General features: G+C 64.9%; 21 protein-coding genes. 14 read left to right on the top strand and 7 right to left on the bottom strand.

The features are described 5' to 3' along the window. Positions 1-130 precede the first annotated feature (130 nt). The 5 genes from FFS60_RS13665 (at position 131) to FFS60_RS13645 (ending at position 5823) form a co-directional block, all read left to right on the top strand. Positions 131-1225 carry a TRAP transporter substrate-binding protein gene (locus tag FFS60_RS13665; RefSeq protein ID WP_028626938.1) on the top strand — a complete coding sequence of 365 codons (1095 nt, stop codon included), beginning with the start codon at positions 131-133 and terminating at the stop codon, positions 1223-1225. A 356-nt stretch (positions 1226-1581) separates the two neighbouring features. Continuing rightward, a complete protein-coding gene (locus FFS60_RS13660; RefSeq protein ID WP_137822273.1) occupies positions 1582-2736 on the top strand; it encodes an efflux RND transporter periplasmic adaptor subunit in 1155 nt (384 codons plus the stop codon). Further along, entirely contained in the window at positions 2733-3419 is a 687-nt protein-coding gene (locus FFS60_RS13655) for an ABC transporter ATP-binding protein (RefSeq protein WP_028626936.1), read from the top strand. Before FFS60_RS13660 ends, FFS60_RS13655 begins: the two co-directional genes overlap by 4 nt. Further along, positions 3419-4630, top strand: coding sequence for an ABC transporter permease (locus tag FFS60_RS13650; RefSeq protein ID WP_028626935.1), 1212 nt, complete (start codon positions 3419-3421; stop codon positions 4628-4630). The genes FFS60_RS13655 and FFS60_RS13650 overlap by 1 nt, the downstream gene beginning before the upstream one ends. Further along, positions 4630-5823: an ABC transporter permease gene (locus FFS60_RS13645; RefSeq protein ID WP_137822272.1), complete on the top strand. Its 1194-nt coding sequence runs from the start codon at positions 4630-4632 to the stop codon at positions 5821-5823. The genes FFS60_RS13650 and FFS60_RS13645 overlap by 1 nt, the downstream gene beginning before the upstream one ends. A gap of 73 nt (positions 5824-5896) precedes the next feature. On the opposite strand, the gene FFS60_RS13640 is transcribed toward FFS60_RS13645, so the two are convergent. Then, on the bottom strand, positions 5897-6304 hold the full coding sequence (locus tag FFS60_RS13640) for an acyl-CoA thioesterase (RefSeq protein ID WP_137822271.1): 408 nt from the start codon (positions 6302-6304) through the stop codon (positions 5897-5899). 274 nt (positions 6305-6578) lie between these two features. Between FFS60_RS13640 and FFS60_RS13635 the strand changes: the two genes are divergently transcribed. After that, positions 6579-7868, top strand: a complete 1290-nt coding sequence (locus FFS60_RS13635; RefSeq protein WP_137822270.1) for an MFS transporter — start codon at positions 6579-6581, stop codon at positions 7866-7868. A gap of 95 nt (positions 7869-7963) precedes the next feature. Here FFS60_RS13635 and FFS60_RS13630 read toward each other — a convergent pair whose 3' ends face one another. Then, complete coding sequence (locus FFS60_RS13630) at positions 7964-9268, bottom strand: sorbosone dehydrogenase family protein (protein ID WP_137822269.1); 1305 nt, start codon at positions 9266-9268, stop codon at positions 7964-7966. 159 nt (positions 9269-9427) lie between these two features. On the opposite strand from FFS60_RS13630, the gene FFS60_RS13625 reads away from it, so the two are divergent. The 7 genes from FFS60_RS13625 (at position 9428) to FFS60_RS13595 (ending at position 18616) form a co-directional block, all read left to right on the top strand. Next, positions 9428-10399 carry a phosphate ABC transporter substrate-binding protein PstS family protein gene (locus tag FFS60_RS13625; RefSeq protein WP_028626930.1) on the top strand — a complete coding sequence of 324 codons (972 nt, stop codon included), beginning with the start codon at positions 9428-9430 and terminating at the stop codon, positions 10397-10399. A 214-nt stretch (positions 10400-10613) separates the two neighbouring features. Beyond that, positions 10614-12905, top strand: a complete 2292-nt coding sequence (locus tag FFS60_RS13620) for an ABC transporter permease subunit (protein ID WP_137822268.1) — start codon at positions 10614-10616, stop codon at positions 12903-12905. A gap of 224 nt (positions 12906-13129) precedes the next feature. Beyond that, positions 13130-14746: a phosphate ABC transporter permease PstA gene (gene pstA, locus FFS60_RS13615; protein ID WP_137822311.1), complete on the top strand. Its 1617-nt coding sequence runs from the start codon at positions 13130-13132 to the stop codon at positions 14744-14746. A 69-nt stretch (positions 14747-14815) separates the two neighbouring features. Further along, positions 14816-15649: a phosphate ABC transporter ATP-binding protein PstB gene (gene pstB / locus FFS60_RS13610; RefSeq protein WP_028626927.1), complete on the top strand. Its 834-nt coding sequence runs from the start codon at positions 14816-14818 to the stop codon at positions 15647-15649. Between the two features lie 142 nt (positions 15650-15791). After that, positions 15792-16535 (top strand): phosphate signaling complex protein PhoU, encoded by a 744-nt coding sequence (phoU, locus tag FFS60_RS13605; protein ID WP_137822267.1) that lies wholly within the window; start codon positions 15792-15794, stop codon positions 16533-16535. Positions 16536-16703: 168 nt separating this feature from the next. After that, positions 16704-17615 (top strand): response regulator, encoded by a 912-nt coding sequence (locus tag FFS60_RS13600; RefSeq protein WP_028626925.1) that lies wholly within the window; start codon positions 16704-16706, stop codon positions 17613-17615. Between the two features lie 104 nt (positions 17616-17719). Beyond that, on the top strand, positions 17720-18616 hold the full coding sequence (locus FFS60_RS13595) for a peptidoglycan DD-metalloendopeptidase family protein (protein ID WP_137822266.1): 897 nt from the start codon (positions 17720-17722) through the stop codon (positions 18614-18616). A gap of 171 nt (positions 18617-18787) precedes the next feature. On the opposite strand, the gene FFS60_RS13590 is transcribed toward FFS60_RS13595, so the two are convergent. The 3 genes from FFS60_RS13590 to phoB all read right to left on the bottom strand — a co-directional run bounded on the left by FFS60_RS13590 (position 18788) and on the right by phoB (position 22236). Next, positions 18788-20128: a hemolysin family protein gene (locus tag FFS60_RS13590; protein WP_028626923.1), complete on the bottom strand. Its 1341-nt coding sequence runs from the start codon at positions 20126-20128 to the stop codon at positions 18788-18790. 77 nt (positions 20129-20205) lie between these two features. Continuing rightward, entirely contained in the window at positions 20206-21510 is a 1305-nt protein-coding gene (gene phoR / locus FFS60_RS13585; RefSeq protein WP_028626922.1) for a phosphate regulon sensor histidine kinase PhoR, read from the bottom strand. A 36-nt stretch (positions 21511-21546) separates the two neighbouring features. Next, on the bottom strand, positions 21547-22236 hold the full coding sequence (gene phoB, locus FFS60_RS13580) for a phosphate regulon transcriptional regulator PhoB (RefSeq protein WP_028626921.1): 690 nt from the start codon (positions 22234-22236) through the stop codon (positions 21547-21549). Between the two features lie 320 nt (positions 22237-22556). On the opposite strand from phoB, the gene FFS60_RS13575 reads away from it, so the two are divergent. After that, positions 22557-22943: a hypothetical protein gene (locus tag FFS60_RS13575; protein WP_137822265.1), complete on the top strand. Its 387-nt coding sequence runs from the start codon at positions 22557-22559 to the stop codon at positions 22941-22943. Positions 22944-22971: 28 nt separating this feature from the next. Here FFS60_RS13575 and ubiA read toward each other — a convergent pair whose 3' ends face one another. After that, a complete protein-coding gene (gene ubiA, locus FFS60_RS13570; protein WP_371926423.1) occupies positions 22972-23814 on the bottom strand; it encodes a 4-hydroxybenzoate octaprenyltransferase in 843 nt (280 codons plus the stop codon). 217 nt (positions 23815-24031) lie between these two features. Then, positions 24032-24574 (bottom strand): chorismate lyase (locus FFS60_RS13565; RefSeq protein ID WP_137822263.1); only part of this gene is annotated, 543 nt, incomplete at its 5' end.

The following is a 24574-nucleotide window of genomic DNA, read 5'->3' as shown; positions in this document are numbered from 1 at the left end:
GCTTGCACAGGACGCTACAACTTTAGTCCAGCAGGCTAGGCTGGTTGCTGATCTGGCGCTTACCTTCAGGCAATCTGTCGGGCGTCATGCACGACCCGCAACGACCACAACAAGAACAAGGAGAAACAGCATGAAACGTCGTGAAATCATCGCCGCGGCCGGGGTGGGCCTTGCGGCCGCAGCTTTGGCCGGTTGTGACAAGAAGGAGCAGGCCGCTGGCGGACCGCAGGCTGAAGCGCAGACCTTCAACTGGAAGATGGTCACCTCCTGGCCGAAGAACTTCCCTGGCGTGGGCGTGGGTGCCGAGCACTTCGCCAAGCTGGTGGAGGAAATGAGCAACGGCCGGCTGAAGATCAAGGTTTACGCCGCCGGTGAACTGGTTCCGGCCCTGGAAGTGTTCGATGCGGTATCCCGCGGTACCGCGGAGATGGGGCATGGCGCCCCCTACTACTGGAAGGGCAAGGTACCCGCCGCGCAGTTCTTCTGCGCGCTGCCCTTCGGCCCCAACGCCCAGGAGATGAATGCCTGGCTGCACAAGGGCGGTGGCATCGAACTCTGGGAAGAGGTGTACAAACCCTTCGGCGTGTTGCCCATGGCCTGCGGCGCCACCGGCGTGCAGACCGCCGGCTGGTTCAACAAGGAAATCAACAGCGTCGAGGACTTCAACGGCTTGAAGATGCGTACCCCGGGCCTGGGGGGCGAAGTGCTGACGAAGATGGGTGGCACTGTGGTCAACCTGCCGGCGGGCGAGATCTTCACCGCGCTGCAGACCGGCGCCATCGACGCTACCGAGTGGATTGGCCCTTACAACGATCTGGCCCTGGGCCTGCACAAGGCCGCCAAGTACTACTACACCCCGGGTTGGCAGGAGCCCAACGTGACCTTCGAACTGGACGTCAACCTCAAGGCCTGGGAAACCCTGCCGGCTGACCTCAAGGCCATCGTCCGCGCAGCCGCCCGCGATGTGAATGGCGACATGCTGGACGACTACAACGCACGCAACATGGAGGCCATGGAGAAGTTCAAGGCCGAGGGCGTCGAGGTTCGTCGCCTGCCGGAGCCGGTGTTGGCCAGGCTCAAGGAAGTGGCCGCCGAGGTGGTCGAGGCCAGTGCCGCGGCTGATCCGGCGGCGAGCAAGGTGTGGCAGCAGCAGAAGGCCTACCTGGCGCGCATGCGCGTCTATGCCGAGGAGAACGAGAAGCTGATCTACAACATCCGCGGCTGATGTCCGGGCCGGTGGCCATTGGCTGCCGGCCCTGCTTCTAGTGGTGCGTCATTTTTACGACGCAGGCCGGCCACTCTGGAATCGGTATCGCGTATTTCCTGAAAACGCTGGATTTTCTTCGGTGAATCCTCCCACCGAAAGACGCTTCGCGGGTCCTTTCATCGGCTTTTTTCAACGGGTAGTCGCACGCCCAGTGTGGCCTTTCGACCCACCTCCGACATCGCGGCTTTCCTCACACCTTGAATCGGCTGGGTTTTTTCCCCGCCTTCGGGGCATGGTGCCCCCGGCTCCCGAAAAGTGGCTCCTCCATCCCGACCTAGACTCTGCATTACCTGCTGGCAAGTGGAGTTACGGCCATGCGCAAGCTATTGATAATTATTCCCATTTTAGCTTCCCTGGCGATGGTAGTCGGTTTCTGGGCGCGTCCCGAGCCGGTACCGGTTCAACTGGTGGAGGTGGCCAAGGGCGAGGTGGAATCACTGGTCGCCAATACCCGGGCGGGCACGGTGAAAGCGTGTCGACGCGCACATTTGTCGTTCAAGACGGGAGGGCAGGTCAGCGAATTGCTGATTCTCGCCGGGCAGCGCGTGCAGGCTGGCGATGTGTTGATGCGCCTGCGCCAGGATGACTTGCTGGCGCGAGTGGAGGAAGCCCGCGCACGGCTCGATGCCCAACGCAACCTGCGTGAGCAGAGTTGCCGCCAGGCCAGCCAGGACCAGCGGGACCAGCAGCGCCTCGAGCGTCTGGCCGAGCGCAATCTGGCCTCCCAGGACCTGCTGGACCAGAGCACCACTCGCGCGCGGCTGTCGCAACTGCTGTGCAGTGGCGGCGATGCGAAGATCCGCGAAGCCGTGGCCAGCCTCGACCTGCAGCTGGCGCTGTTGGACCAGGCGACCTTGCGGGCGCCCTTTGCCGGCATAGTCGCCGAAATCAATGGAGAGCTGGGCGAAGTGGTGACGCCGTCGCCACCGGGCATCCCGACACCGCCGGCCGTGGATCTGATCGATGACCAGTGCCTCTTTGTCGAGGCGCCCATAGACGAGGTGGATGCTGCCCTGGTGCGTCCCGGCATGCCCGTGCGCATCACCCTGGATGCTTTCCGTGGACGCAGTTTCGAGGGGCGGGTGAGCCGCATCGCGCCCTTTGTCCGTGAGCTGGAAAAACAGGCGCGCACTGTGGACGTTGAGGTGAAGTTCGAGGGGGTGCCGCCGGACCTGCTCCTGCTCAGCGGCTACAGCGCCGACGTGGAAATCCTCCTGGCGCAACGCGAGCAGACCCTGCGGGTGCCGACGGAAAGCCTGCTGGAAGGCGGCAAGGTGCTGCGCTACGACCCGAGCAATGGCCATTTGCGTGAGCAGCGGGTGGAGATCGGCCTGACCAACTGGCGCTGGAGCGAGGTGAAGGATGGGCTGGACGCCGGAGACCGTATCCTGCCCAGCCTGCAGCATGACGGCCTGGCCGATGGCAGCGTGGTCAGCCCCAGTGGCGAGGCCGAGGAGGCGACGCCGTGATCCTCATGCATCAAGTCAGTCGCTGCTTCCAGCTGGGCGAACAGCGGGTGCGTGGTCTCGACCACCTCGACCTGGACGTGGCAGACGGCGAGTACCTGGCCATCACCGGAGCCTCCGGTTCGGGCAAGTCCACCTTGCTGAACATCCTCGGCCTGCTGGACGCACCGGACAGTGGCGAGTTCTGGCTGGACGAGGAGCCCACCGCCCGCCTGGGGGAAGAGCGTCGCGCGTGCCTGCGTAGCCGTCTGATCGGCTTTGTCTTCCAGTCCTTTCACCTGATCCCGCGTTTGACTGCGCTGGAGAATATCGAGCTGCCCATGCTGCTGGCCGGCGTCGAGCCCGCCGAGCGTCGCCGTCGCAGCCTGCACCTGGCCGAGCGCCTGGGCTTGGCCGAGCGGTTGCAGCATCACCCGGCCGAGCTCTCCGGTGGCCAGCGTCAGCGGGTGGCCATTGCCCGCGCGATGGTGATGCGGCCGCGCCTGCTGTTGGCCGACGAGCCCACCGGCAATCTCGACAGCCAGTCCGGCGCCGAGGTGGTGGCCCTGCTGGAAGAGCTGAATGCCGAGGGTCTCACCCTGATCCTGGTGACCCACGACGCCCAGCACGCCGCCCGCGCCCATCGTCAGATACAGATGCGTGACGGCTGTATCCTCAGCGACCGCTGCCACGGAGCGCTTGCCTGATGGACCCGCTGGACGCCTGCCGTTTCTGGCTCGGCGCCCTGCGAGGGCACGGCTCGCGCAGCGTCATGTTGTTGCTGGCAATGGCCGTGGGCGTGTTCTTCGTGACCCTGCTGGGCGGTCTCGGGGAGGGCGTGCGGACGTACATGTTGGGGGAGTTCTCGCTGCTCGGGCGCGACATTCTTATCGTCCTGCCCGGCCGCAATGAAACCGCCGGCGGTATGCCGCCCATCACCGGCATGGCCCCGCGGTCCCTGACCCAGGCGGATGCTGCCGCCCTCGGCCGCTTGCCAGCGGTGCGCCGGGTGGCGCCCCTGCATGCCGGGCAATTGGAAGTCAGCCGTGACAACCGCAATCGCGAAGCCCTGACCCTGGGCACCACTCGCGCCTTCTTCGCCATTCGCCAGCTGCGTCTCGCCCAGGGCCAACCGCTGCCGGAACTGGAGCCGGGCCAGGCGGAGGACGTCTGTGTGATCGGCAGTCGTCTGCGCCAGGCGCTGTTCGGCAGCTCTCCGGCGCTGGGCCAGTGGCTGCGCGCCGGTGATCGGCGCTTCCGGGTGATCGGCGTGCTGGACGAGCGCGGCGAGTCTCTGGGGATGGATTTCTCCGAGGCGTTGATCGTCCCAGTGTCCAATGCCGAGGGACTGTTCAACCGCGAAGGGTTGTACCGCGTCTTCGTCGAGGCCCGCGGCCCCAGCTACCTGGACAGCGCGCGGCGCCAGGTGCTGGCGACCCTGACCGAGCGTCACCAGGGAGAGGAAGATGTCACGCTGCTCAGCCAGGACTCCATGCTCGCCGCCTTCGACGGCATCCTCAGTGGTCTGACCCTGGCGCTGGCGGGCATCGCGGCCATCAGCCTGCTGGTGGCCGGCATCCTGATCATGAACGTCACCTGGATCGCAGTCCTGCAACGCACCGCCGAGATCGGCCTGCTCAAGGCCGTCGGGGCCAGCTCGGCCCAGGTGCGCCTGCTGTTCCTGGGTGAGGCGGCGCTATTGGCATTGTTGGGAGCAGGCAGCGGGATGGCACTGGGTGAGCTGCTGCTCTGGGTGGCACGGATGGCCAGCGACCTGCCGCTGTATGCGCCCTGGTGGGCGCGGCTGGGTGCGCCGTCCCTGGCCCTGGCGGCGGCGCTGCTGTTCGCCTGGCTGCCGGCGAACCACGCCGCGGCTCAGGTGCCGGTGCAGGCCTTGCGCCCGCAAGGCAGCCTCTGATGCGCTGGCGCGACGGCTTCGGCCTGTGTGGCTCGGCCTTGTCCAGCCAGCCACTGCGCAGCCTGTTGACCCTGCTCGGAGTGGCCATCGGTATCGCCGCCGTGGCGCTGCTCACGGCGATGGGGGAGGGGCTGCGCGACCGCGTGCTGGACAGCTTCGCCCAGTTCGGCACGCGAGTGGTCACGGTGCGCCCCGGAACCCTGCCCACCGGCGGCATCGGTGGGATTCTCGCCAGCGCGCGGCCGTTGACCATCGCTGACGCCGACGCCCTGGGGCGACTGCCCCATGCCGAAGCCGTGGTGCCGATCATCCAGGGCAACGGCGACATCCAGGCGGGTGGGCGGCAACGGCGGGTGGACATTCTTGGCACCGGCTCCCAGCTGGCGTCCGCCTGGCGCGTGCGCATGGCCCAGGGGCAGTTCCTGCCGCCGTCACGCAATGGTCGCACCCCGTCTTATGTGGTGCTGGGCGCAAAGCTGGGCACGGAGCTTTTCGGCAGCGCCAACCCCGTGGGCCAGCGAGTGCGGGTGGGCGGCATGAGCTTCCGGGTAAGCGGCGTGATGGAGCGCAAGGGCAACCTGCTGGGGTTCGACCTCGACGACATTGCCTACATCCCGGTGGACTGGGCAGAGAACCTGTTCAACCGCGAAGGGCTGGTAAAGATCCATGTACTGTTCGACGAGCGCACGCCGGCCGAACCCTTCGCCGACAGCGTGCGCCGGCTGTTGGTGGAGCGCCATGGCCGCGAAGACTTTCGCATGACGTCGCAGAGCGACCTGCTGGGCAGCCTCAATCGCATCCTCGCCACCATCACCCTGGGTATTGCGGCGCTGGGCGGGATTTCTCTGTTGGTGGGTGCGGTGGGCATTCTCACCATCATGACCACCACAGTCGGTGAAAGGACCGCCGAAATCGGCCTGCTCCGCGCCGTGGGCGCAGCACCCCGCCAGGTGCTGGCGCTGTTCCTCGCCGAGGCGACGCTGCTCTCGGTGCTGGGAGGTGTGCTGGGGCTGGCGATGGTGGGGCTGTTGCTGGCGGCGCTGCACTGGATGGTGCCCGGACTACCGCTGAACTTGAGCCCGCCGATGGTGCTGCTGGCACTGCTGCTGTCGGCCGTGGTGGGCATTGCGGCGGGCCTGGCGCCGGCCCGACGCGCGGCAAAGCTGCATCCGGTGGATGCATTGCGCCTGTAGGGTTACTCGGATGTCGGCGTGATCCCTGGAAACGAAAAAGGGCCGCTTGCGCGACCCCTTCTGCGATGGCCGGTCAGCCCCGACGCGGCGGGACTGGGCGGGTGCGGCCACTGCCGTCGATGGCGACGAAGACGAACACCGCTTCGGTGACCTTGCGCCATTCGCTGGACAGCGGATCGTCGCTCCAGACTTCCACGAGCATCTGGATGGAGCTGCGGCCGATCTCCAGGGTCTGGGTATAGAAAGAGAGCTGAGCGCCCACGGCCACGGGCACCAGGAATGCCATGCGGTCGATGGCCACTGTGGCCACGCGGCCCGCGGCGGCCTTGCTGGCCATGGCGGTGCCGGCCAGGTCCATCTGGGAGACCAGCCAGCCGCCATAGATGTCGCCGAAGCCGTTGGTTTCCCGCGGGAGCGCGGTGATCTGCAGGGCGAGATCGCCTTGCGGGGTGAGGTTCTCGTCTTCTTCGATCTCGATCATGCCGGGACTGCCTGTTTCGTGTGTGCGGCGCCAATGCCTGGAAAGGGGCGGTGCCCCTTCCTTCCCTGTGCGCCAGCCGACCCACTGCATGCCGACCTGCGCTGAACTGCGGGCAGTATATAGGTACGGCAGGGCACCAGACGACCGTTGTGGCGCATCAGCGGCGGTTTTGTGGCTGAGACTGTGTACATGTGACGCTTTTTGATATGTTGCCTGGCGATTTGCCGCCAAAGCAGCGGTAAACGCACTGCACCCCCAGACGAGAATCCCCCACATGTCTTCCGTGCTCGCCCCCGAGGCGCCTGCCTCGCGTCCGCTGACCCGCAGCGACTACAAGACCCTGTCGCTTTCTGCGCTCGGCGGGGCCCTGGAGTTCTACGACTTCATCATTTTCGTGTTCTTCGCCGCCGTGGTGGGCAAGCTGTTCTTCCCCGCCGAAATGCCGGAATGGCTGCGCCAGTTGCAGACCTTCGGCATCTTCGCCGCCGGCTATCTGGCGCGCCCGTTGGGCGGTATCGTCATGGCGCACTTCGGCGATCTCCTGGGCCGCAAGCGCATGTTCACCCTGAGCATCTTCCTGATGGCGGTGCCGACCCTGGTGATGGGCCTGTTGCCCACCTACGAGCAGATCGGCATCTGGGCACCCCTGGCGCTGCTGGCGATGCGCGTGATTCAGGGCGCGGCCATCGGCGGTGAAGTGCCGGGCGCCTGGGTCTTCGTGTCCGAGCACGTACCGTCGCGCTACATCGGCTATGCCTGCGGCACGCTGACGTCAGGCCTGACCGCGGGCATCCTGCTGGGCTCGCTGATGGCGACCCTGATCAACAGCCTCTACACCCCGGCAGAAGTGCTGGACTGGGCCTGGCGCCTGCCGTTCCTGATCGGCGGTGTGTTCGGGCTGTTTGCCGTGTACCTGCGCCGCTGGCTGCACGAAACCCCGGTATTCGCGGAGATGCAGCAGCGCAAGGCGTTGGCCGACGAAGTGCCGCTGAAGACGGTGCTGCGCGAGCATCGCGGTGCCATCGTGCTGTCCATGCTGCTGACCTGGGTACTGTCGGCCGGCATCGTGGTCGTGATCCTGATGACCCCGACCCTGCTGCAGACCGTCTACGGTTTCGACGCCGCGACGGCGCTCAAGGCCAACAGCCTGGCCATCGTGCTGCTGTCCATCGGTTGCGTGGCTTCCGGGGCGATTGCCGACCGCATCGGCGCCGGACGCACCTTCCTGGTGGGTGGCCTGCTGCTGGCGATCAGCTCCTGGACCTTCTACACCAGCCTCCAGGCCCATCCGGACTGGCTGTTCCCGCTCTACGCGATTACCGGCCTGTTCGTTGGCACCATCGGTGCGGTGCCCTATGTGATGGTCAAGGCTTTCCCACCGGTGGTGCGCTTCTCCGGCCTGTCGTTCTCCTACAACCTGGCCTACGCCATCTTCGGCGGCTTGACCCCGATGGTGGTATCGCTGCTGATGAAGTGGGACAGCCTGGGGCCGGCTTACTACGTCGCGGCCCTGTGCGGCGTGGCGATGCTGATCGGCCTGTTCCTGATCGCGAAGAAGCGCTGATCGTCCCGCTCAGTCCATAGGATGGGTAGAGCCTGCGAAACCCATCGATTCGCGATGATGGGTTTCGCTCCGCTCTACGCCATCCTACGAGGGCTTCACTTCTTCGCCGCACTCACCCGCCACACTTTATTGCCCACGTCGTCGGTCACCAGCAGCGCGCCCTTGCTGTCGAGCTTCACATCCACCGGGCGGCCCTGGGCGTTGCCCTTGGCGTCGAGGAAGCCGGTGAGTACGTCGATCGGCTGGCCGTGCGGCTTGCCGCCCTTGAACGGCACGTAGATCACCTTGTAGCCACTGTGGGGCTTGCGGTTCCACGAGCCATGCTGGCCGACGAAGAGGCCATTCTGGAATTTCGGCAGTTTGCTGCCTTTGGCGAAGGCGATGCCCAGGGAGGCGGTGTGCGGGCCGAGGGCGTAGTCGGGCACCAGGGCCTTGGCCACCAGATCCGGACGTTGCGGCTGGACCCGCGCGTCCACATGCTGGCCGAAGTAGCTCCAGGGCCAGCCATAGAAGCCACCGTCCTTCACCGAGGTGATGTAGTCCGGCACCAGGTCGTTTCCCAGTTCGTCTCGCTCGTTCACCGCTGTCCACAGCTTGCCGGTCTGTGGTTCCCAGGCCAGGCCCACCGGGTTGCGCAGGCCGGTGGCATAGAGGCGCTTGCTGCCGCTGTCGCGGTCCAGTACCCAGATCGCCGCACGGCCTTCTTCGGCCTCCAGGCCGTTCTCGCCCACGTTGCTGTTGGAGCCCACCGTTATATAGAGCTTGCGGCCGTCGCGGCTGGCGATGACGTTCTTGGTCCAGTGATGATTGAGCCCGGCGGGAAGGTCGGTGACCTTGTTGCCCTGCTCGCTGATTTCGGTGGCGCCCTTTACATAGGGGAAGCGCAGCAGCGCATCGGCATTGGCGACGTAGAGGTCCTTGCCCACCAGCACCATGCCGAAAGGCGAGTTGAGGCCACTGAGGAAGGTACTGCGCAGGTCGGCCACACCATCGCCGTTGATGTCGCGCAGCAGGGATATGCGATTGGCGCTCGGCACCTGGGCGCCGGCGCGCTTCATGTACCAGTCAGCCACCCAGCTCTTGATGCCCGCTGGTTTGTCGGCGTTCGGCGCGGCGCTTTCCGCCACCAGGACGTCACCGTTGGGCAGTACATAGAGCCAGCGCGGGTGTTGCAGGCCTTCGGCAAAGGCGTTGACCCTGGTTCCTGCCGCGGCCACGGGCGTGGTACCTGGCGCCCAACCCGTGGCCGGCGCGATGTTGACGGTGGGGATGAAGGTCGTGTTGGGGGCCGGCAGTTGCGGGTTGGGGCCGGTGCCGTCCTCGACCTGCAGGGTGGCTTGTTCGCTGCACGCGGTGCAGATCGCCAGCAGCGCGGCGGGCAGCAAGGGATGACGCGTCATGGGGCTGTCTCCAGGTGGTGATTCGAGCGAGATCCCTCCTTGGACAAGCGATGATGGCCATTCATCCAATTGTCACAATCAGTTCATAGAGTGGTCATACGGCCTCCCGATACTGGCCCCCGTTGCATTCAACCCCCTCGTCCTGCTTAGGAGCAAGGCATGAAACTGAAGCGTTTGATGGCGGCCCTGACCTTCGTCGCCGCCGGCGTCGCTACCGCCAGCGCGGTCGCTGCTGTCGATCCGGCCATTCCGGCCTACCAGAAAACCACTGGCGTCTCCGGCAACCTCTCCAGCGTTGGCTCGGACACCCTCGCCAACCTGATGACCCTGTGGGCCGAGGCGTACAAGCGCGAATACCCGAACGTGAACATCCAGATCCAGGCTGCCGGTTCTTCCACCGCGCCGCCGGCTCTGACCGAAGGCACCGCTAACCTGGGCCCGATGAGCCGCAAGATGAAGGACGTCGAGCTGCAGGCCTTCGAAGAGAAGTATGGCTACAAGCCGACCGCCATTCCGGTTGCCGTCGATGCCCTGGCCGTTTTCGTGCACAAGGACAACCCCATCAAGGGCCTGACCATGCAGCAGGTTGACGCGATCTTCTCCGCCAACCGCCTGTGCGGTGGCAAGAGCGACGTCAAGACCTGGGGCGACCTGGGCGTGACCGGCGACCTGGCTTCCAAGCCGGTTCAGCTGTTCGGTCGTAACTCCGTGTCCGGCACCTATGGCTACTTCAAGGAAGAAGCCCTGTGCAAAGGCGACTTCAAGGCCAACGTGAACGAGCAGCCGGGTTCCGCCTCCGTTGTTCAGTCCATCAGCCAGTCCGTCAACGGCATCGGCTACTCCGGCATCGGCTACAAGACTTCCAGCGTGAAGACTGTTCCCCTGGCCAAGAAGGAAGGCGGCGAGTTCGTTGAAGACAACGAGCAGAACGCCCTGAACGGCAGCTACCCGCTGTCCCGCTTCCTGTTCGTCTACATCAACAAGGCGCCGAACAAGCCACTGGCTCCCCTGGAAGCCGAGTTCGTGAAGATGGTGCTGTCCAAGCAGGGCCAGGAAGTTGTCGTCAAGGACGGCTACATCCCGCTCCCGGCCAAAGTCGCCGAGAAGACCCTGAAGGAACTGGGCCTGTAATCCAGGCCGGATAAGGGAGCGGCGGCCTGGTGCGCGCCGCTCCGCAAGGACGCAAGGGCGACGGGAGACCCCTGTCGCAGAAGCCCGCCCGAGGCCACCTCCGGGCGGGCTTCGCCACGTCAACTCGCTGTAATCTTTCTGTCACACGAAGCCCGTAGTCTGTGCCCCCATCGTAAAAGCCTATGCGCGCTGACTGTGGCAAGAGCCCGAATCCATGACTGACCTGGCCAACTCCCTGACTACTTCGAAGAACCCTCCCGAGCGCATCGACTTCAATACGCCGGCGCTGCAGCGCAAGCGGAAGATTCGCGCGCTGAAGGATCGACTGACCCATTGGTACGTGCTGGTGGGTGGCCTTGCCGTCCTTGGCGCCATTACCCTGATCTTCTTCTACCTGGCCTACGTGGTGCTGCCGCTGTTCAAAGGCGCCGAGCTGACCGCCAGAAAGGCCCAGAGCCCGGCCTGGTTGCAACAGCAGGACGCTGGCAAGCCGCTGCTGTTGACCCTGGAAGAACAGAACATGGTGGGCATGCGCGTCGCCGACAAGGGCGAGGTGCAGTTCTTCTCGACTAAGGACGGCAGCCTGCTGCAGCGCCAGCAATTGCCGCTGCCGGCGGACGCCAGTGTGGTGTCCATCGGTCAGGACCAGCCCGGTAGCCCGCTGGTGGTGCTCGGTCTGTCCAACGGCCAGGCGTTGATCTTCAAGCACAGCTACAAGGTCACCTACCCGGATAACAAGAAGACCATCGCGCCGCAGGTCAGCTATCCCTACGGCGAGGCTCCCATGGTGCTGGATGCCCAGGGTCGAGCCATCGAACACATCGCCCTCAGCAGCAATGATGAGACCCTGGTGCTGGCTGGCTCCAGCGGCAATCAGCTGCACGTGCAGCAGGTGGTCAGCGAAGAGAACATGCTGACCGGCGAAACCACCCAGGAGCAGAGCAGCATCGAGCTGCCGCAGATGGTCGAGCCGATCAAGGCGATCTACATCGATCCGCGCCACCAGTGGCTCTATGTCCTCAATGGTCGCGCCCAGGCCGACGTCTTCAGCCTTCGCGAAAAGGCCCTGAACGGCCGCTACAAACTGCTCGAAGACGGCGAGAGCGAAATCACCGCCAGCGGCATGTTGCTGGGTGGCATCTCCCTGATACTGGGGGATTCCAAGGGCGGCATCGCCCAGTGGTTCATGGCCCGCGATCCGGACGGTTCCTTGCGCCTGAAGCACATCCGTGGCTTCCAGATGGGCACTGCGCCGGTGGTGCAAATTACCGCCGAAGAGCGCCGCAAGGGCTTCGTTGCCCTGGATTCCTCCGGCAAGCTCGGCGTGTTCCACAGTACCGCCAACCGCACTCTGCTGGTGGAGCAGGTTACCGATGGCGCCGGTGCGCTGGCCCTGTCGCCGCGTGCCAACCGCATCGTGGTCGAGGAAGGCAACCAGTTGCTGCCGTTCCGCCTCGCCAACCCGCACCCGGAAGTTTCCTGGAGCGCGCTGTGGGGCAAGGTCTGGTACGAGAGCTATGAAGAGCCCAAGTACGTCTGGCAGTCCACCGCCGCCAACACCGACTTCGAGCCCAAACTGAGCCTGGCACCGTTGACCTTCGGTACTTTGAAGGCCGCCTTCTACGCCATGCTGCTGGCCGCTCCTCTTGCCATCGCGGCAGCCATCTACACCGCCTACTTCATGGCCCCGGCCATGCGCCGCAAGGTCAAGCCGGTGATCGAGCTGATGGAAGCCCTGCCCACCGTGATCCTGGGCTTCTTCGCCGGTCTGTTCCTGGCGCCTTATGTGGAAGGCCACCTGCCGGGCATCTTCAGCCTGTTGTTGCTGACCCCGATTGGCATTCTGCTGGCCGGTTTCATCTGGAGCCGCCTGCCGGAGTCGATCCGCCTGCGCGTGCCGGACGGCTGGGAAGCGGCCATCCTGATTCCGGTGGTGGGTCTTACCGCCTGGATCGCGTTGGGCATGAGTCCGCTGATGGAGAACTGGTTCTTCGGTGGTGACATGCGCCTGTGGATCAGCAATGACCTCGGCATCACCTACGACCAGCGCAACGCCCTGATCGTCGGCCTGGCCATGGGCTTTGCGGTGATCCCGAACATCTTCTCCATCGCCGAAGACGCCGTGTTCAGTGTGCCGCGCAGCCTCACTTACGGTTCGCTGGCCCTGGGCGCCACGCCTTGGCAGACCATGACCCGCGTCGTTCTGCTGACCGCCAGCCCGGGCATCTTCTCGGCCCTGATGATCGGCCTCGGCCGCGCCGTGGGCGAAACCATGATCGTGCTGATGGCCACCGGCAATACCCCGGTAATGGAAGCGAACATCTTCGAAGGCATGCGCACCCTGGCCGCCAACGTGGCCGTGGAAATGCCGGAATCCGAGGTCGGTGGTACCCACTACCGTGTGCTGTTCCTTTCGGCGCTGGTGCTGCTGACGTTCACCTTCATCATGAACACCCTGGCCGAGCTGATCCGACAGCGTCTGCGCAAGAAATACGCATCTCTGTAAGAGCGACGCCCCGGGCGTCGCAACTGATCACCCTCTCCCTCCGGGAGAGGGGGGTCCGAAGGACCGGGTGAGGGATGGTTGGCCGAGTGCCAAAACCGCTCCCCCCAGAAATATGAATCCTCCGGCCACCTGGCGGGAGGAACCGAAAGACTCAAGCGGTGGAGAAATCCGTGAAAAAGGTTTCCCTGAAATACTGGTTCAAGAGCGGCGCACCGGGCGTCTGGATGAGCGGCGGTGCGGTTTCCATCGCTGTCATCATGACCATCGGCCTGCTCTCGGTGATTGCCGTGCGCGGCCTGGCCCACTTCTGGCCGGCCGACCTGGTCGAGGCGCAGTACGCCGTCCCCGGCCAGGCGGCCAAGCCAGTGATCGGCGAAGCGGTGCAGATCGAGGAAGTGTCCCGTGCGCGCCTGAAAGGTGCCGGTCTGCCGGTGCCGGACGAGGGCCCGGAGTTCATGACCCGTGAACTGCTCAAGGTGGGCAACCGCGACGTCTATGGCAGCGACTTCACCTGGGTGGTGGGCGAGTGGCTGAAGGAGCAGAAGTATCCGACCGAACTGGTGGCGCTGGAGCGTCGCGAGTGGGGCAACTTCTACGGCCGCCTGGTGGCGGTGAAGGAAAACGGCCAGGTCGTGGCTGAAGGCGATGCCGTGATGGCCGAGCTGCAGAAGCGCCTGGAGCGTGTGAATGGCCTCTACGCCAAGCTCTACCAGCTGGAGAAAAAGGACATCGGTGCCATCAACCATGGCCTCGAACGCCTGCGCCTGCAGACCCGCAAGCTGGAGCTGAACGACGCCCTGACCCCCGAGGCCCAGGCTGACATCGCCGCCGAGCGCGCCGAGCTGGACACGCGCTACAAGGGCCTTGAAGCGCAGCTGATGAGCCTGCACCAGGAGTTCAACCGCGACAGCGTGGTCGTCCGCGAAGCCGGCGGCAAGGAACAGGAAATCAGCCTCGGCAAGGTGGTCCACGCCTACCAGCCGAACGCCATGGGTCTGTTCGACAAGCTCGGTTTCTACTTCGCCAAGCTTTGGGAGTTCCTCGCGGACGACCCGCGTGAGGCCAACACCGAGGGCGGTATCTTCCCGGCCATCTTCGGCACCGTGATGATGACCCTGATCATGGCTGTAATCGTCACCCCCTTCGGTGTGATTGCTGCCATCTACCTGCGCGAATACGCCAAGCAGGGCGTGCTGACCCGCGTCATCCGTATCGCGGTGAACAACCTGGCGGGTGTACCGGCGATCGTCTACGGCGTGTTCGGCCTGGGCTTCTTCGTCTACGTGCTGGGTGGCTCGCTGGACCGCCTGTTCTTCCCCGAGTCCGCCCCGGCGCCGACCTTCGGCACCCCGGGCCTGCTCTGGGCTTCCCTGACCCTGGCGATCCTGGCGGTACCGGTGGTGATCGTGGCCACCGAGGAAGGCCTGGCGCGTATTCCCCGTGCCGTGCGTGAAGGCTCGCTGGCCCTCGGCGCAACCAAGGCCGAAACCCTTTGGAAGGTGGTCCTGCCGATGGCCAGCCCGGCCATGATGACGGGCCTGATCCTCGCCGTGGCCCGCGCCGCTGGCGAAGTGGCACCGCTGATGCTGGTGGGTGTGGTGAAGCTGGCACCGAGCCTGCCGGTGGATGGCAACTACCCGTACCTGCACCTGGACCAGAAGATCATGCACCTGGGCTTCCACATCTATGACGTCGGCTTCCAGAGCCCGAACGTCGAGGCCGCGCGTCCGCTGGTGTACGCCACCGCGTTGCTGCTGGTGCTGGTGATCGCCCTGCTGAACTTCTCGGCCGTCGCCATCCGGAACCACCTGCGCGAGAAATACAAGGCGCTGGACAGCTGATCGTCCACCGCCGACCGAATTGCCTGAGGCTTACAGCTTGTAGCTCGAAGCTACGAACGGAGTGAAGACATGCAACACGAAACCCACAGCCACGGCGTCAACATTGCCGCTCTCGGCCGCGACAAGCAGAACCTGCGCCTGGCCGAGGAAACCGTTGCCCTCGAAGTGCCCGGCCTCTCCCTGTTCTATGGTGAGAAGCAGGCCCTGCACAACGTCAGCATGAACATCCCGAAACAGCGCGTGACCGCCTTCATCGGGCCGTCCGGTTGCGGCAAGTCGACCCTGCTGCGCTGCTTCAACCGCATGAACGACCTGGTGGACGGCTGCCGCGTCGACGGCGAGATCCTCCTCGACGGCAAGAACATCTACCGCAAGGGCGAGGAAGTCGCCGAACTGCGCCGCCGCGTGGGCATGGTGTTCCAGAAGCCGAACCCGTTCCCCAAGAGCATCTACGAGAACGTGGTGTACGGCTTGCGCATCCAGGGCATCAACAAGAAGCGTGTACTGGACGAAGCCGTGGAGTGGGCGCTGAAGGGCGCCGCCCTGTGGGAAGAAGTGAAGGACCGCCTGCACGAATCCGCCCTCGGCCTCTCCGGTGGCCAGCAGCAGCGTCTGGTGATCGCCCGTACCATCGCCGTGGAGCCGGAAGTGCTGTTGCTCGACGAGCCCTGCTCGGCGCTGGACCCGATCTCCACCCTGAAGGTGGAAGAGCTGATCTACGAGCTCAAGAGCAAGTACACCATCGTCATCGTGACCCACAACATGCAGCAGGCGGCGCGCGTTTCCGACTACACCGCCTTCATGTACATGGGCAAGCTGATCGAGTTCGGCGACACCGATACCCTGTTCACCAACCCGGCCAAGAAGCAGACCGAAGACTACATCACCGGCCGCTACGGCTAGTGGCCAACCCCAATCGCGCTGGACTGTGTCGGCGACGCTTGCCGTACTACTCGTACTGTCTGCGCTTAGCCTCCTTGCCCAGCACGATTGGTCGAAGGCCACTGAAACCTGGGAAAATATTCGGTTAAACAAGGGTTAGAAAATGATCGACAAAGACAGCCTCACCCATCACATCTCCCAGCAGTTCAACGCCGAACTGGAGGAAGTGCGCAGCCACCTCCTGGCGATGGGCGGCCTGGTCGAGAAGCAGGTCAACGACGCCGTCACCGCGCTGATCGACGCCGACTCGGGGCTCGCCCAGCAGGTGCGCGAGATCGACGACCAGATCAACCAGATGGAGCGCAACATCGACGAAGAATGCGTGCGCATTCTCGCCCGTCGCCAGCCGGCGGCCTCCGACCTGCGCCTGATCATCAGCATCTCCAAGTCGGTGATCGACCTGGAGCGCATTGGCGATGAAGCCTCGAAGATCGCCCGTCGCGCTATCCAGCTTTGCGAGGAAGGTGTCGCCCCGCGCGGCTACGTCGAGGTGCGCCACATCGGCGACCAGGTGCGCAAGATGGTCCAGGAAGCCCTGGACGCCTTCGCCCGCTTCGACGCCGACCTGGCCCTGTCCGTGGCCCAGTACGACAAGACCATAGACCGCGAGTACAAGACCGCCCTGCGCGAACTGGTCACCTACATGATGGAAGACCCGCGCGCCATCAGCCGCGTGCTCAACGTCATCTGGGCCCTGCGTTCCCTGGAGCGCATCGGCGATCACGCGCGCAACATCTCCGAGCTGGTGATCTACCTCGTGCGTGGCACCGACGTCCGCCACCTGGGCCTGGCGCGCATGGCTGAGGAAGTGAAAGGCAACGGTAGCGACGAAGCTCCCCAGGCCTGATCCCGCAGCTTGATCCCAGAACGCCCGGCCCATGCCGGGCGCTCTGCTTTGCGGATAAGACCGGTATGCATGACCCGTCGGTCGCAGGCAGCCCGGGCGTCGCAAACAGACTTGGCAATTGGCTATCAGCCAAGGCTATTCTTAGCTCCGTTTTCCAAGGAGTAGCCGATGGGCAAGGTCAATGTGCTGGTGGTGGATGATGCGTCCTTTATTCGCGACATGCTGAAGAAGGGGCTGCGCGACAACTTCCCCGGCATCCAGATCGAGGAAGCGATCAATGGGCGCAAAGCCCAGCAGCTGCTCGCCCGCGCCGCTATCGACCTGATCCTCTGCGACTGGGAAATGCCCGAGATGTCCGGCCTGGAGCTGCTCACCTGGTGCCGCGAACAGGACAACCTCAAGACCGTGCCCTTCATCATGGTCACCAGCCGCGGCGACAAGGAGAACGTCATCCAGGCCATCCAGGCCGGCGTTTCCGACTACATCGGTAAACCCTTCTCCAACGATCAACTGGTCACCAAGGTGAAGAAGGCGCTGGCGCGTACCGGCAAGCTCGAAGCGCTGATGACCAGTGCGCCGGTCAGGCTGCCCAACGCCGGTGGCTTTGCCAACGACTCCCTGGCGGCGCTCACCGGCGGCAAGGCCGAGGTGGTCCGTCCCGCTGCTGCACCGGCACCGGCGGCGCCCGCAGCCAAGCCCGCCGCGCCGACGGCGTCGGCCAAGTCCGCGTCCCAGGCCCCCGGTGGCCGTGGCCAGGCCCAACTGCGTCTGCCGGCCGGCGTGCTGGCCTGTGTGATCAAGGCCCTGAGCCTGAAGGACGCGCAACTGGTGGTGCGCCGTGGCGAGCCCCTGCCGCAGGTGCTGGAAAGCGCGGTGCTCGACCTGGAGCAGGGCGAAGGTGGCGAAGTGGCGCGGCTCAATGGCTACCTGCATGCGGTCGCGGCCCTGGAGCCCAAACCGGATAGCGAGTGGCTGCAGCTGACCTTCCGCTTCGTCGACCGTGATCCGCAGAAGCTTGATTACCTGTCCCGGCTGATCGCCCGCGGTACCGCGCAGAAGCATTTCGTCCCCGGCGCCTGACCGTCCAGCCAACCCCGTCACAGCCCGACGGGCGACATCTCGCCGCGCGCAACTCGCGCTGCTAGTCTTCGGCAACACGGAGCACAGAAGAACAACGGGCCGACATGCTGGGGCGATTCATTTCTCTGCTGCTGTTGCTTGGCGCGAGCCTGCCGGCGGCTGCATTGACCATCTACAAGTACACCGACGCCAATGGTGTGGTGACCTACACCGACAAGGCCGTGTCCGGTGCCCAGGTGTTCGTCTTCCGCGACCGCATGGTGGAGCGCCTGGACCTGTCGGTGAAGCTGGAAACCAAGAAGCACGACGCCGGCGAAACCCTGCTGCTGCGCAATGAGCTGTTCGCGCCGGTGGAGGTGGAGCTGCGCATCGACCAGGCGGAGAATGTGTCCGGCGTCCCGGTCCAGCCGATTCGCTGGGTGCTGGCGCCGCGCAGCAGCATGCGCATGGCCACCCTGGCGCCGGCCGACCCGAGCCGGCCAATGCGCTACAAGCCCAAGCTGCGCTACGCGATGGGTGACCCGCGCCTGCAGCCGGTGCTCTATCGCTATCCGCTGCCCTGGCGCGGTGGCCCCTTCCGCCTGACCCAGGGCGCCAATGGCCGCTACAGCCACTTCACGCCCAAGGGGCGCTATGCCCTGGATATCGCCATGCCCGAGGGCACGCCCATCGTGGCTGCGCGGCCCGGCATGGTGATCAAGATCGAGAACGACCAGAGCGGCCGGGGCAACAACCCTTCCGGCAACTTCGTACGCATCCTGCATGACGACGGCACCATGGGCGTCTACCTGCACCTGATGCGCGGCTCGGTACAGGTGCGCGAGGGCCAGCAGGTGGCCGTCGGCGAGCGCATCGCCCGCTCCGGCAATACCGGCAACAGCACCGGCCCGCACCTGCACTTCGTCATCCAGCGCAACATGGGTCTGGCGCTGGAGTCCATTCCCTTCGACTTCGCCCAACCGGTGGACACCCTGCCGAATTTCGCGGTGGGCGGGGAGTAGAGGCTGTATCTCCCCTGTAGAGCGAATCCGTGCTTGCTGTGCAAGGCCTGATGGGTTTCGTTCCTCTACCCATCCTACGGGGCTGAGGAGGTGAGGCACCGGTAGGATGGGGCGGGCGACGTTCTACGAGCCCGCGAAACCCATCAGATACGGGTACGGGCGCAAGGGGATTCAGTCCAGCTTGAGCACCTTGGCCAGGATAATCTTCGGGCCTTTCATCTTCTTCACGATGATGCGCAGGCCGTCGGTTTCCAACACTTCTTCCTCTTCCGGCACCCGGTTCAGGGTTTCGTAGATCAGGCCGGCGAGGGTGTCGGCTTCGACGTGGTCGAGATCGATGCCGAGCAGGCGTTCCACCTTGAACAGCGGAGTGTCGCCGCGCACCAGCAGCTTGCCCGGCTGGTAGGCGAGCACGCCGCGTTCGGTCTTGCGGTGTTCGTCCTGGATATCGCCCACCAGGACTTCCAGCACGTCTTCCATGGTCAGGAAGCCCACGACCTTGCCGTCGGCTTCCTCGACCACGGCGAAGTGCGAACCGCCCTGGCGGAACTGCTCCAGCAGGCGCGACAGCGGCATGTGCTTGGTCACGCGCTCCAGCGGGTGGGTGAGCTCGGCGAGGTCGAAGGACTCCGGCAGGCTGTCCAGGGCCGACAGCGCCAGCAGCAGGTCCTTGATGTGCAGCACCCCGATGAACTCGCCCTTCTGGTCGTCATGCACCGGGTAGCGGCTGTATTTGTGGCGGCGAATCACGCTGAGGATGTCGCTCAGGGGCGCGTCGTGCTCGAGGAAGATCAGGTCTTCCCGTGAGTTGGCCCAATCCACCACTTCCAGTTCACCCATTTCCACGGCCGAGGCCAGCACGCGCATGTCCTGGTCGCTGGGGTCGCGGGCGCGGCTGGAGTGCAGGATCAGCTTCAGCTCGTCGCGGCTGTAGTGGTGTTCGTGGTGCGGGCCTGGCTCGCCTTGCCCTGCGATACGCAGGATGGCGTTGGCGCTGGCGTTGAGCAGCCAGATGGCCGGGTACATCAGCCAGTAGAAGAGATAGAGCGGTGCGGCGGTCCAGAGGGACAGCAGCTCCGGCTTGCGGATGGCCCAGGATTTGGGCGCCAACTCGCCGACCACGATGTGCAGGTAGGAAATGATGAAGAAGGCGGTGAAGAAGGCGATGCCGTGGACCAACTTCTCCGACTCGATGCCGACGGCGCTCAGCACCGGGCCGAGCAGGTGGGCGAAGGCCGGCTCACCGACCCAGCCGAGGCCCAGGGAGGCCAGGGTGATGCCCAGTTGGCAGGCCGACAGGTAGGCGTCCAGCTGGTTGTGTACGGTGCGCAGGATGCGGCCGCGCCAGCCGTGCTTGCCGGCGATGGATTCGACGCGAGTGGAGCGCAGCTTGACCATGGCGAACTCGGCGGCCACGAAGAAGCCGTTGAGCAGCACGAGGAAGAGGGCGAAGAGAATCAGGCCGAAATCGGCGAAGTACGTGAAGAAGTTGGAACTAGGGGAAGGGTCCATGGATGGTTTTTGCTGACGGATGACCGGCTAAGGTTGAAGGCTGCACCCCGAGTTTGCAAGTCGGGGTGCGCGGGCGATCAGGTCCGGCGAACCACCTGGGTGGCCGGGAAGTGGCAGGTGAATGTGCTGCCGTGGTTGAGCACGGAGCTGATGTCGAGACGGCCGCGATGGCGGATCAGCACGTGCTTGACGATGGCCAGGCCCAGGCCGGTGCCGCCGGTGCTGCTGTTGCGGCTGGAGTCGACCCGGTAGAAGCGCTCGGTCAGGCGCGGCAGGTGCTTGGCCTCGATGCCGATGCCGCTGTCCTGCACGCTGAGGTGCGCCGCGGTTTCGTCGCCCCACCAGCGGATGTGGATCTCGCCTTCGTCCGGGGTGTACTTCACCGCGTTGAACACCAGGTTGGAGAAGGCGCTGCGCAGTTCCGCCTCGCTGCCACGCAACCTGAAGTTGTGATCGGCTTCCAGGCTGATGCGGTGGTGGCGATTGCCGGAGAGGGCGATTGCGTCCGCCTTGATCTGCAACAGCAGCAGGTCGACCGCCACTGGCTGGTTGTCCGAGGGGTAGTCGGTGGCTTCCAGCTTGGCCAGCAGCAGCAGGTCGTTGAGCAGGTTCTGCATGCGCTTGCCCTGCTGGCTCATCTGCTGCAAGGCGCGGGTCCAGCGCGGGTTCACGTCCTCGACGTTGTCCAGCAGGGTCTCCAGGTAGCCGGCGATCACCGTCAGCGGCGTGCGCAGTTCGTGGGAGACGTTGGCGACGAAGTCCTTGCGCATCTGCTCCAGCTGGTGGAGGCGCGTGACATCGCGTACCAGCATCAAGTGCTCGCTGTTGCCGTACTGGGTGATGTGGAACTGCAGGCGCAGGCGATCATTGACCGGCGAGGGGAGGTCCAGGGGTTCGTTGTATTTGCCCTGCTCGAAGTATTCCTTGAAGCGCGGATGGCGGATCAGGTTGGTCACTGGCTGGCCACTGTCCTGGGGGGTCTTCAGACCCAGCAGGGTTTCCGCGGCACGGTTCCACCAGTCGAGGTTGCCGTCGCTGTCGAGCATCACCACGGCGTCCTTCAGGGCGGCAGTGGATTCCTGCACGCGGTCGATCACTGCTTGCAGACGGCCGCGCACGCGCTGATCGCGGCGCTGGAGGTGGTAAATGCTGTCGAACACTTCGCCCCAGAGGCCGTAACCGTCCGGTGGAGGTTCGTCCGGGTGATGCTCTTTGAGCCATTTGTACAGGCGCAGCAGCTGCGCAAGGGTCCAGCCCAGGTAGGCGCCGAGGCCGATTACCAGGGCCCAGGCGTAATAGCCCGTGACCAGGCCCGCCAGCAGGCAGGCGCCGATCAGCAGCAGCAGGCGGCGGATGACTACGCCGCGCCAGTCTTGATTCACCTATCGCGTCCTTGTGGTCGGCCCATCGGGCCCGGGTCAGCTTTTGGTGGAGAAACGATAGCCGGTGCCGCGAACGGTCTGAACCAGATTTTCGTATACCTCGCCGAGGGCCTTGCGCAGGCGGCGGATGTGCACGTCGACGGTGCGCTCCTCGACATAGACGTTGCCGCCCCAGACCTGGTCCAGCAGTTGACCACGGGTGTAGGCGCGCTCCTGGTGAGTCATGAAGAACTGCAGCAGGCGGTATTCGGTGGGACCCATCTCGGCGGGTTTGCCGTCGATGGTCACGCGGTGGCTGATGGGGTCCAGCAGCAGGCCGCCGATGGCGATGGGCGCTTCACTGTCACTCGGACCGGCACGGCGCAATACGGCCTTCAGGCGCGCCACCAGTTCACGGGGGGAGAAGGGCTTGGTGATGTAGTCGTCGGCGCCAACTTCCAGGCCCTGGATCTTGTTGTCCTCTTCACCCTTGGCGGTGAGCATGATGATCGGGATATCGCTGGTCAGGTCGTCGCGCTTCAGGCGGCGGGCCAGCTCGATGCCGGAGGTACCGGGCAGCATCCAGTCAAGGAGGATCAGATCGGGTTTGCGGTCGACGATGATGGCGTGGGCCTGCTGGGTGTTCTCAGCTTCCAGACAGTCGTAGCCGGCCATCTCGAGGGCGACGGCGATCATCTCGCGGATCGGCGCTTCGTCGTCGACTATCAGGATGTTCTTGCCAACCATGTTCAAGCCTCAGGAAAGGTCGCGTGTATGACTGATTGCGCCGCATTAGATAACGGAATTATTGCAGGGATGTGACACGGGAGCGTTAGGCACCCCCTGAGGTTTCGTTGCGGCCACGACAGCGCACCGAACGATTCCGCTACCTGCCTCGTCTAAGCTGATTGAGGCCGCCGCTATTGCGGGGCTGCCTGGAGTCTGGCACAGGACCCCATCGGCACGATGGGCGTTCGTGGCTCCTTCCGTCCTGTATTGCTGTGACCTCAAGCCGTGATCCAGCTGCCGCCAGGCTGTCGCTGTTCATTCCGAGGAGAGGTTAGAAAATGAGAAGAATTGCCCCCCGATTCGTTCCGCTGCTAGCGGGTGCCTTGCTGGGTTGGCCATTGTTGGGCCTGACGGCCGAGCCGGCGATGGAGAAGAACGGCATGCTGGTGGATCAAAACGGCATGACGCTCTACACCTACGACAAGGACGCTGACGGCAAGTCCGCCTGCAACGGCCAGTGCGCACAGAACTGGCCGCCGCTGATGGCCGACGCGGCAGCCGAGGCCGAGGGTGAGTGGAGCGTCATCAAGCGCGACGATGGCTCCATGCAGTGGGCCTATGACGGCAAGCCGGTGTACACCTTCGTCATGGACAAGAAGGCCGGTGACGTGACCGGAGACGGAAAGATGGGGGTTTGGCACATCGTCAAGCCCGAAGCTTACTAGCCGACCAGGAGAGAGGGCGCGCTGCGCCCTAGCGCAGCGCGTAGTCGGCGACGATACCGGCAAAGATTGCCAGACCCGCCCAGTGGTTGTGCAGGAAGGCCTTGAAGCAGGCCTGCGGATCGCGCGTGCGGGTGCTGTAGAACTCCCAGGCGAAGCACGCGGCCGCTGCCAGCAGGCCCAGGTAGAAACACAGCCCCAGTTCGAAGCGGTTCCCTGCCAGCACCAGGCAGAACAGTGCCAGGCCCTGCAGCGTGGCGATGATCAGGCGATCGGCGTCGCCGAAGAGGATGGCGGTGGATTTGACCCCGATCTTCAGGTCGTCCTCGCGGTCGGTCATGGCGTAGTAGGTGTCGTAGGCCACCGTCCACAGGAGGTTGGCGATGTACAGCAGCCAGGCCGCCGCCGGCAGCTCGCCGGTCTCGGCGGTGAAGGCCATGGGCATGCCCCAGGAGAAAGCCGCGCCCAGCACCACCTGCGGGTAGAAGGTGTAGCGCTTCATGAAGGGGTAACAGGCGGCCAGTGCCAGGCCGCCGAAGGACAGCCAGATGGTGGTGGCGTTGGTGAAGAGCACCAGCACGAAGCTGATGGCCACCAGGATGACGAAGAACACCAGCGCCTCACGCGGGGTGACCCGACCGCTGGCCAGGGGCCGCGCGCGGGTGCGGCTGACGTGGCCGTCGAAATTGCGGTCGGCGTAGTCGTTGATCACGCAGCCGGCGGCGCGCATCAGGTTCACGCCAAGCACGAAGATCACCAGGTTTGCCAGGCTGGGGCCGCCTTCACCGGCGATCCACAAGGCCCAGAGCGTGGGCCAGAGCAGCAGGTAGATGCCGATGGGCTTGTCCAGGCGCGTCAGCTGGATGAAGTCCATGGCGCGCGGGTGCAGGCGGTTCAGCGATTGCAACAGGGTCAGGTACACAGGCGGCTCTCCCTTGAAAGAGCCTGAATCTGATCTGCTGCGCGTCGGAATAACGGCGTTGGGAATGGCTTCAGGCTTGCTCATTTACAGCTCGTAAACTCCGCGCCTTCAGCCATTCCCGCCTTGTTCTTCTCTAGCTCGCGAGATCGTAAACAGGCTCGGCGCCGGATTATACGGCCTCGATGCCCGCCTGGCGCCACAGCGCAGGGAGGAAGATCTCCGCCACCAGGACCCCCAGTTCACCCCGCGAGAAGCACGAGCGCCGTCCCCACAGGCGATCGGCGCGCACGGCCATCGGCAGCAGGGCGGCCGGATAACGGGTGACTTCGATGGCGCCACGGTCAAAGGCGCGGTCGCTGAACAGCAGTTCGCCGAGGGAGCGGCTACCGAGTTGGTGCAGGTCCAGCCCGGAGCCTTCCAGGGCGGCACGTGCCGCCACGCTGCGGGCGAACACCCAGGCCTCGCCGTGGCCGCGCAGGTAGACCTCGCGTACCCAGCCCTGGCCGCCGGCGGGGATGCCGAGTGCCGCGCATTCGTCGGCGCGCAGGGTCTGCCAGCCCTCTTCCAGCGGCGTGACACTGAAGGCGTTGTCCGAGAGGGCAGTCAGTCGGCGGGTCAGCGATCCCTGGTCGAACAGCCAGTCGCGGACGCCGGCGGCCGGAGCGGGGTGGAGCTGGGCGGCAGTGAGCCAACGGGGCGGATGGACGAGGGC

The sequence above is a fragment of the Pseudomonas sp. D(2018) genome (assembly GCF_005502555.1).
Taxonomy (GTDB): domain Bacteria; phylum Pseudomonadota; class Gammaproteobacteria; order Pseudomonadales; family Pseudomonadaceae; genus Metapseudomonas; species Metapseudomonas resinovorans.
Note: the sequence above shows the minus strand (reverse complement) of the source record. Positions and strands in the feature narration are given on the sequence as shown.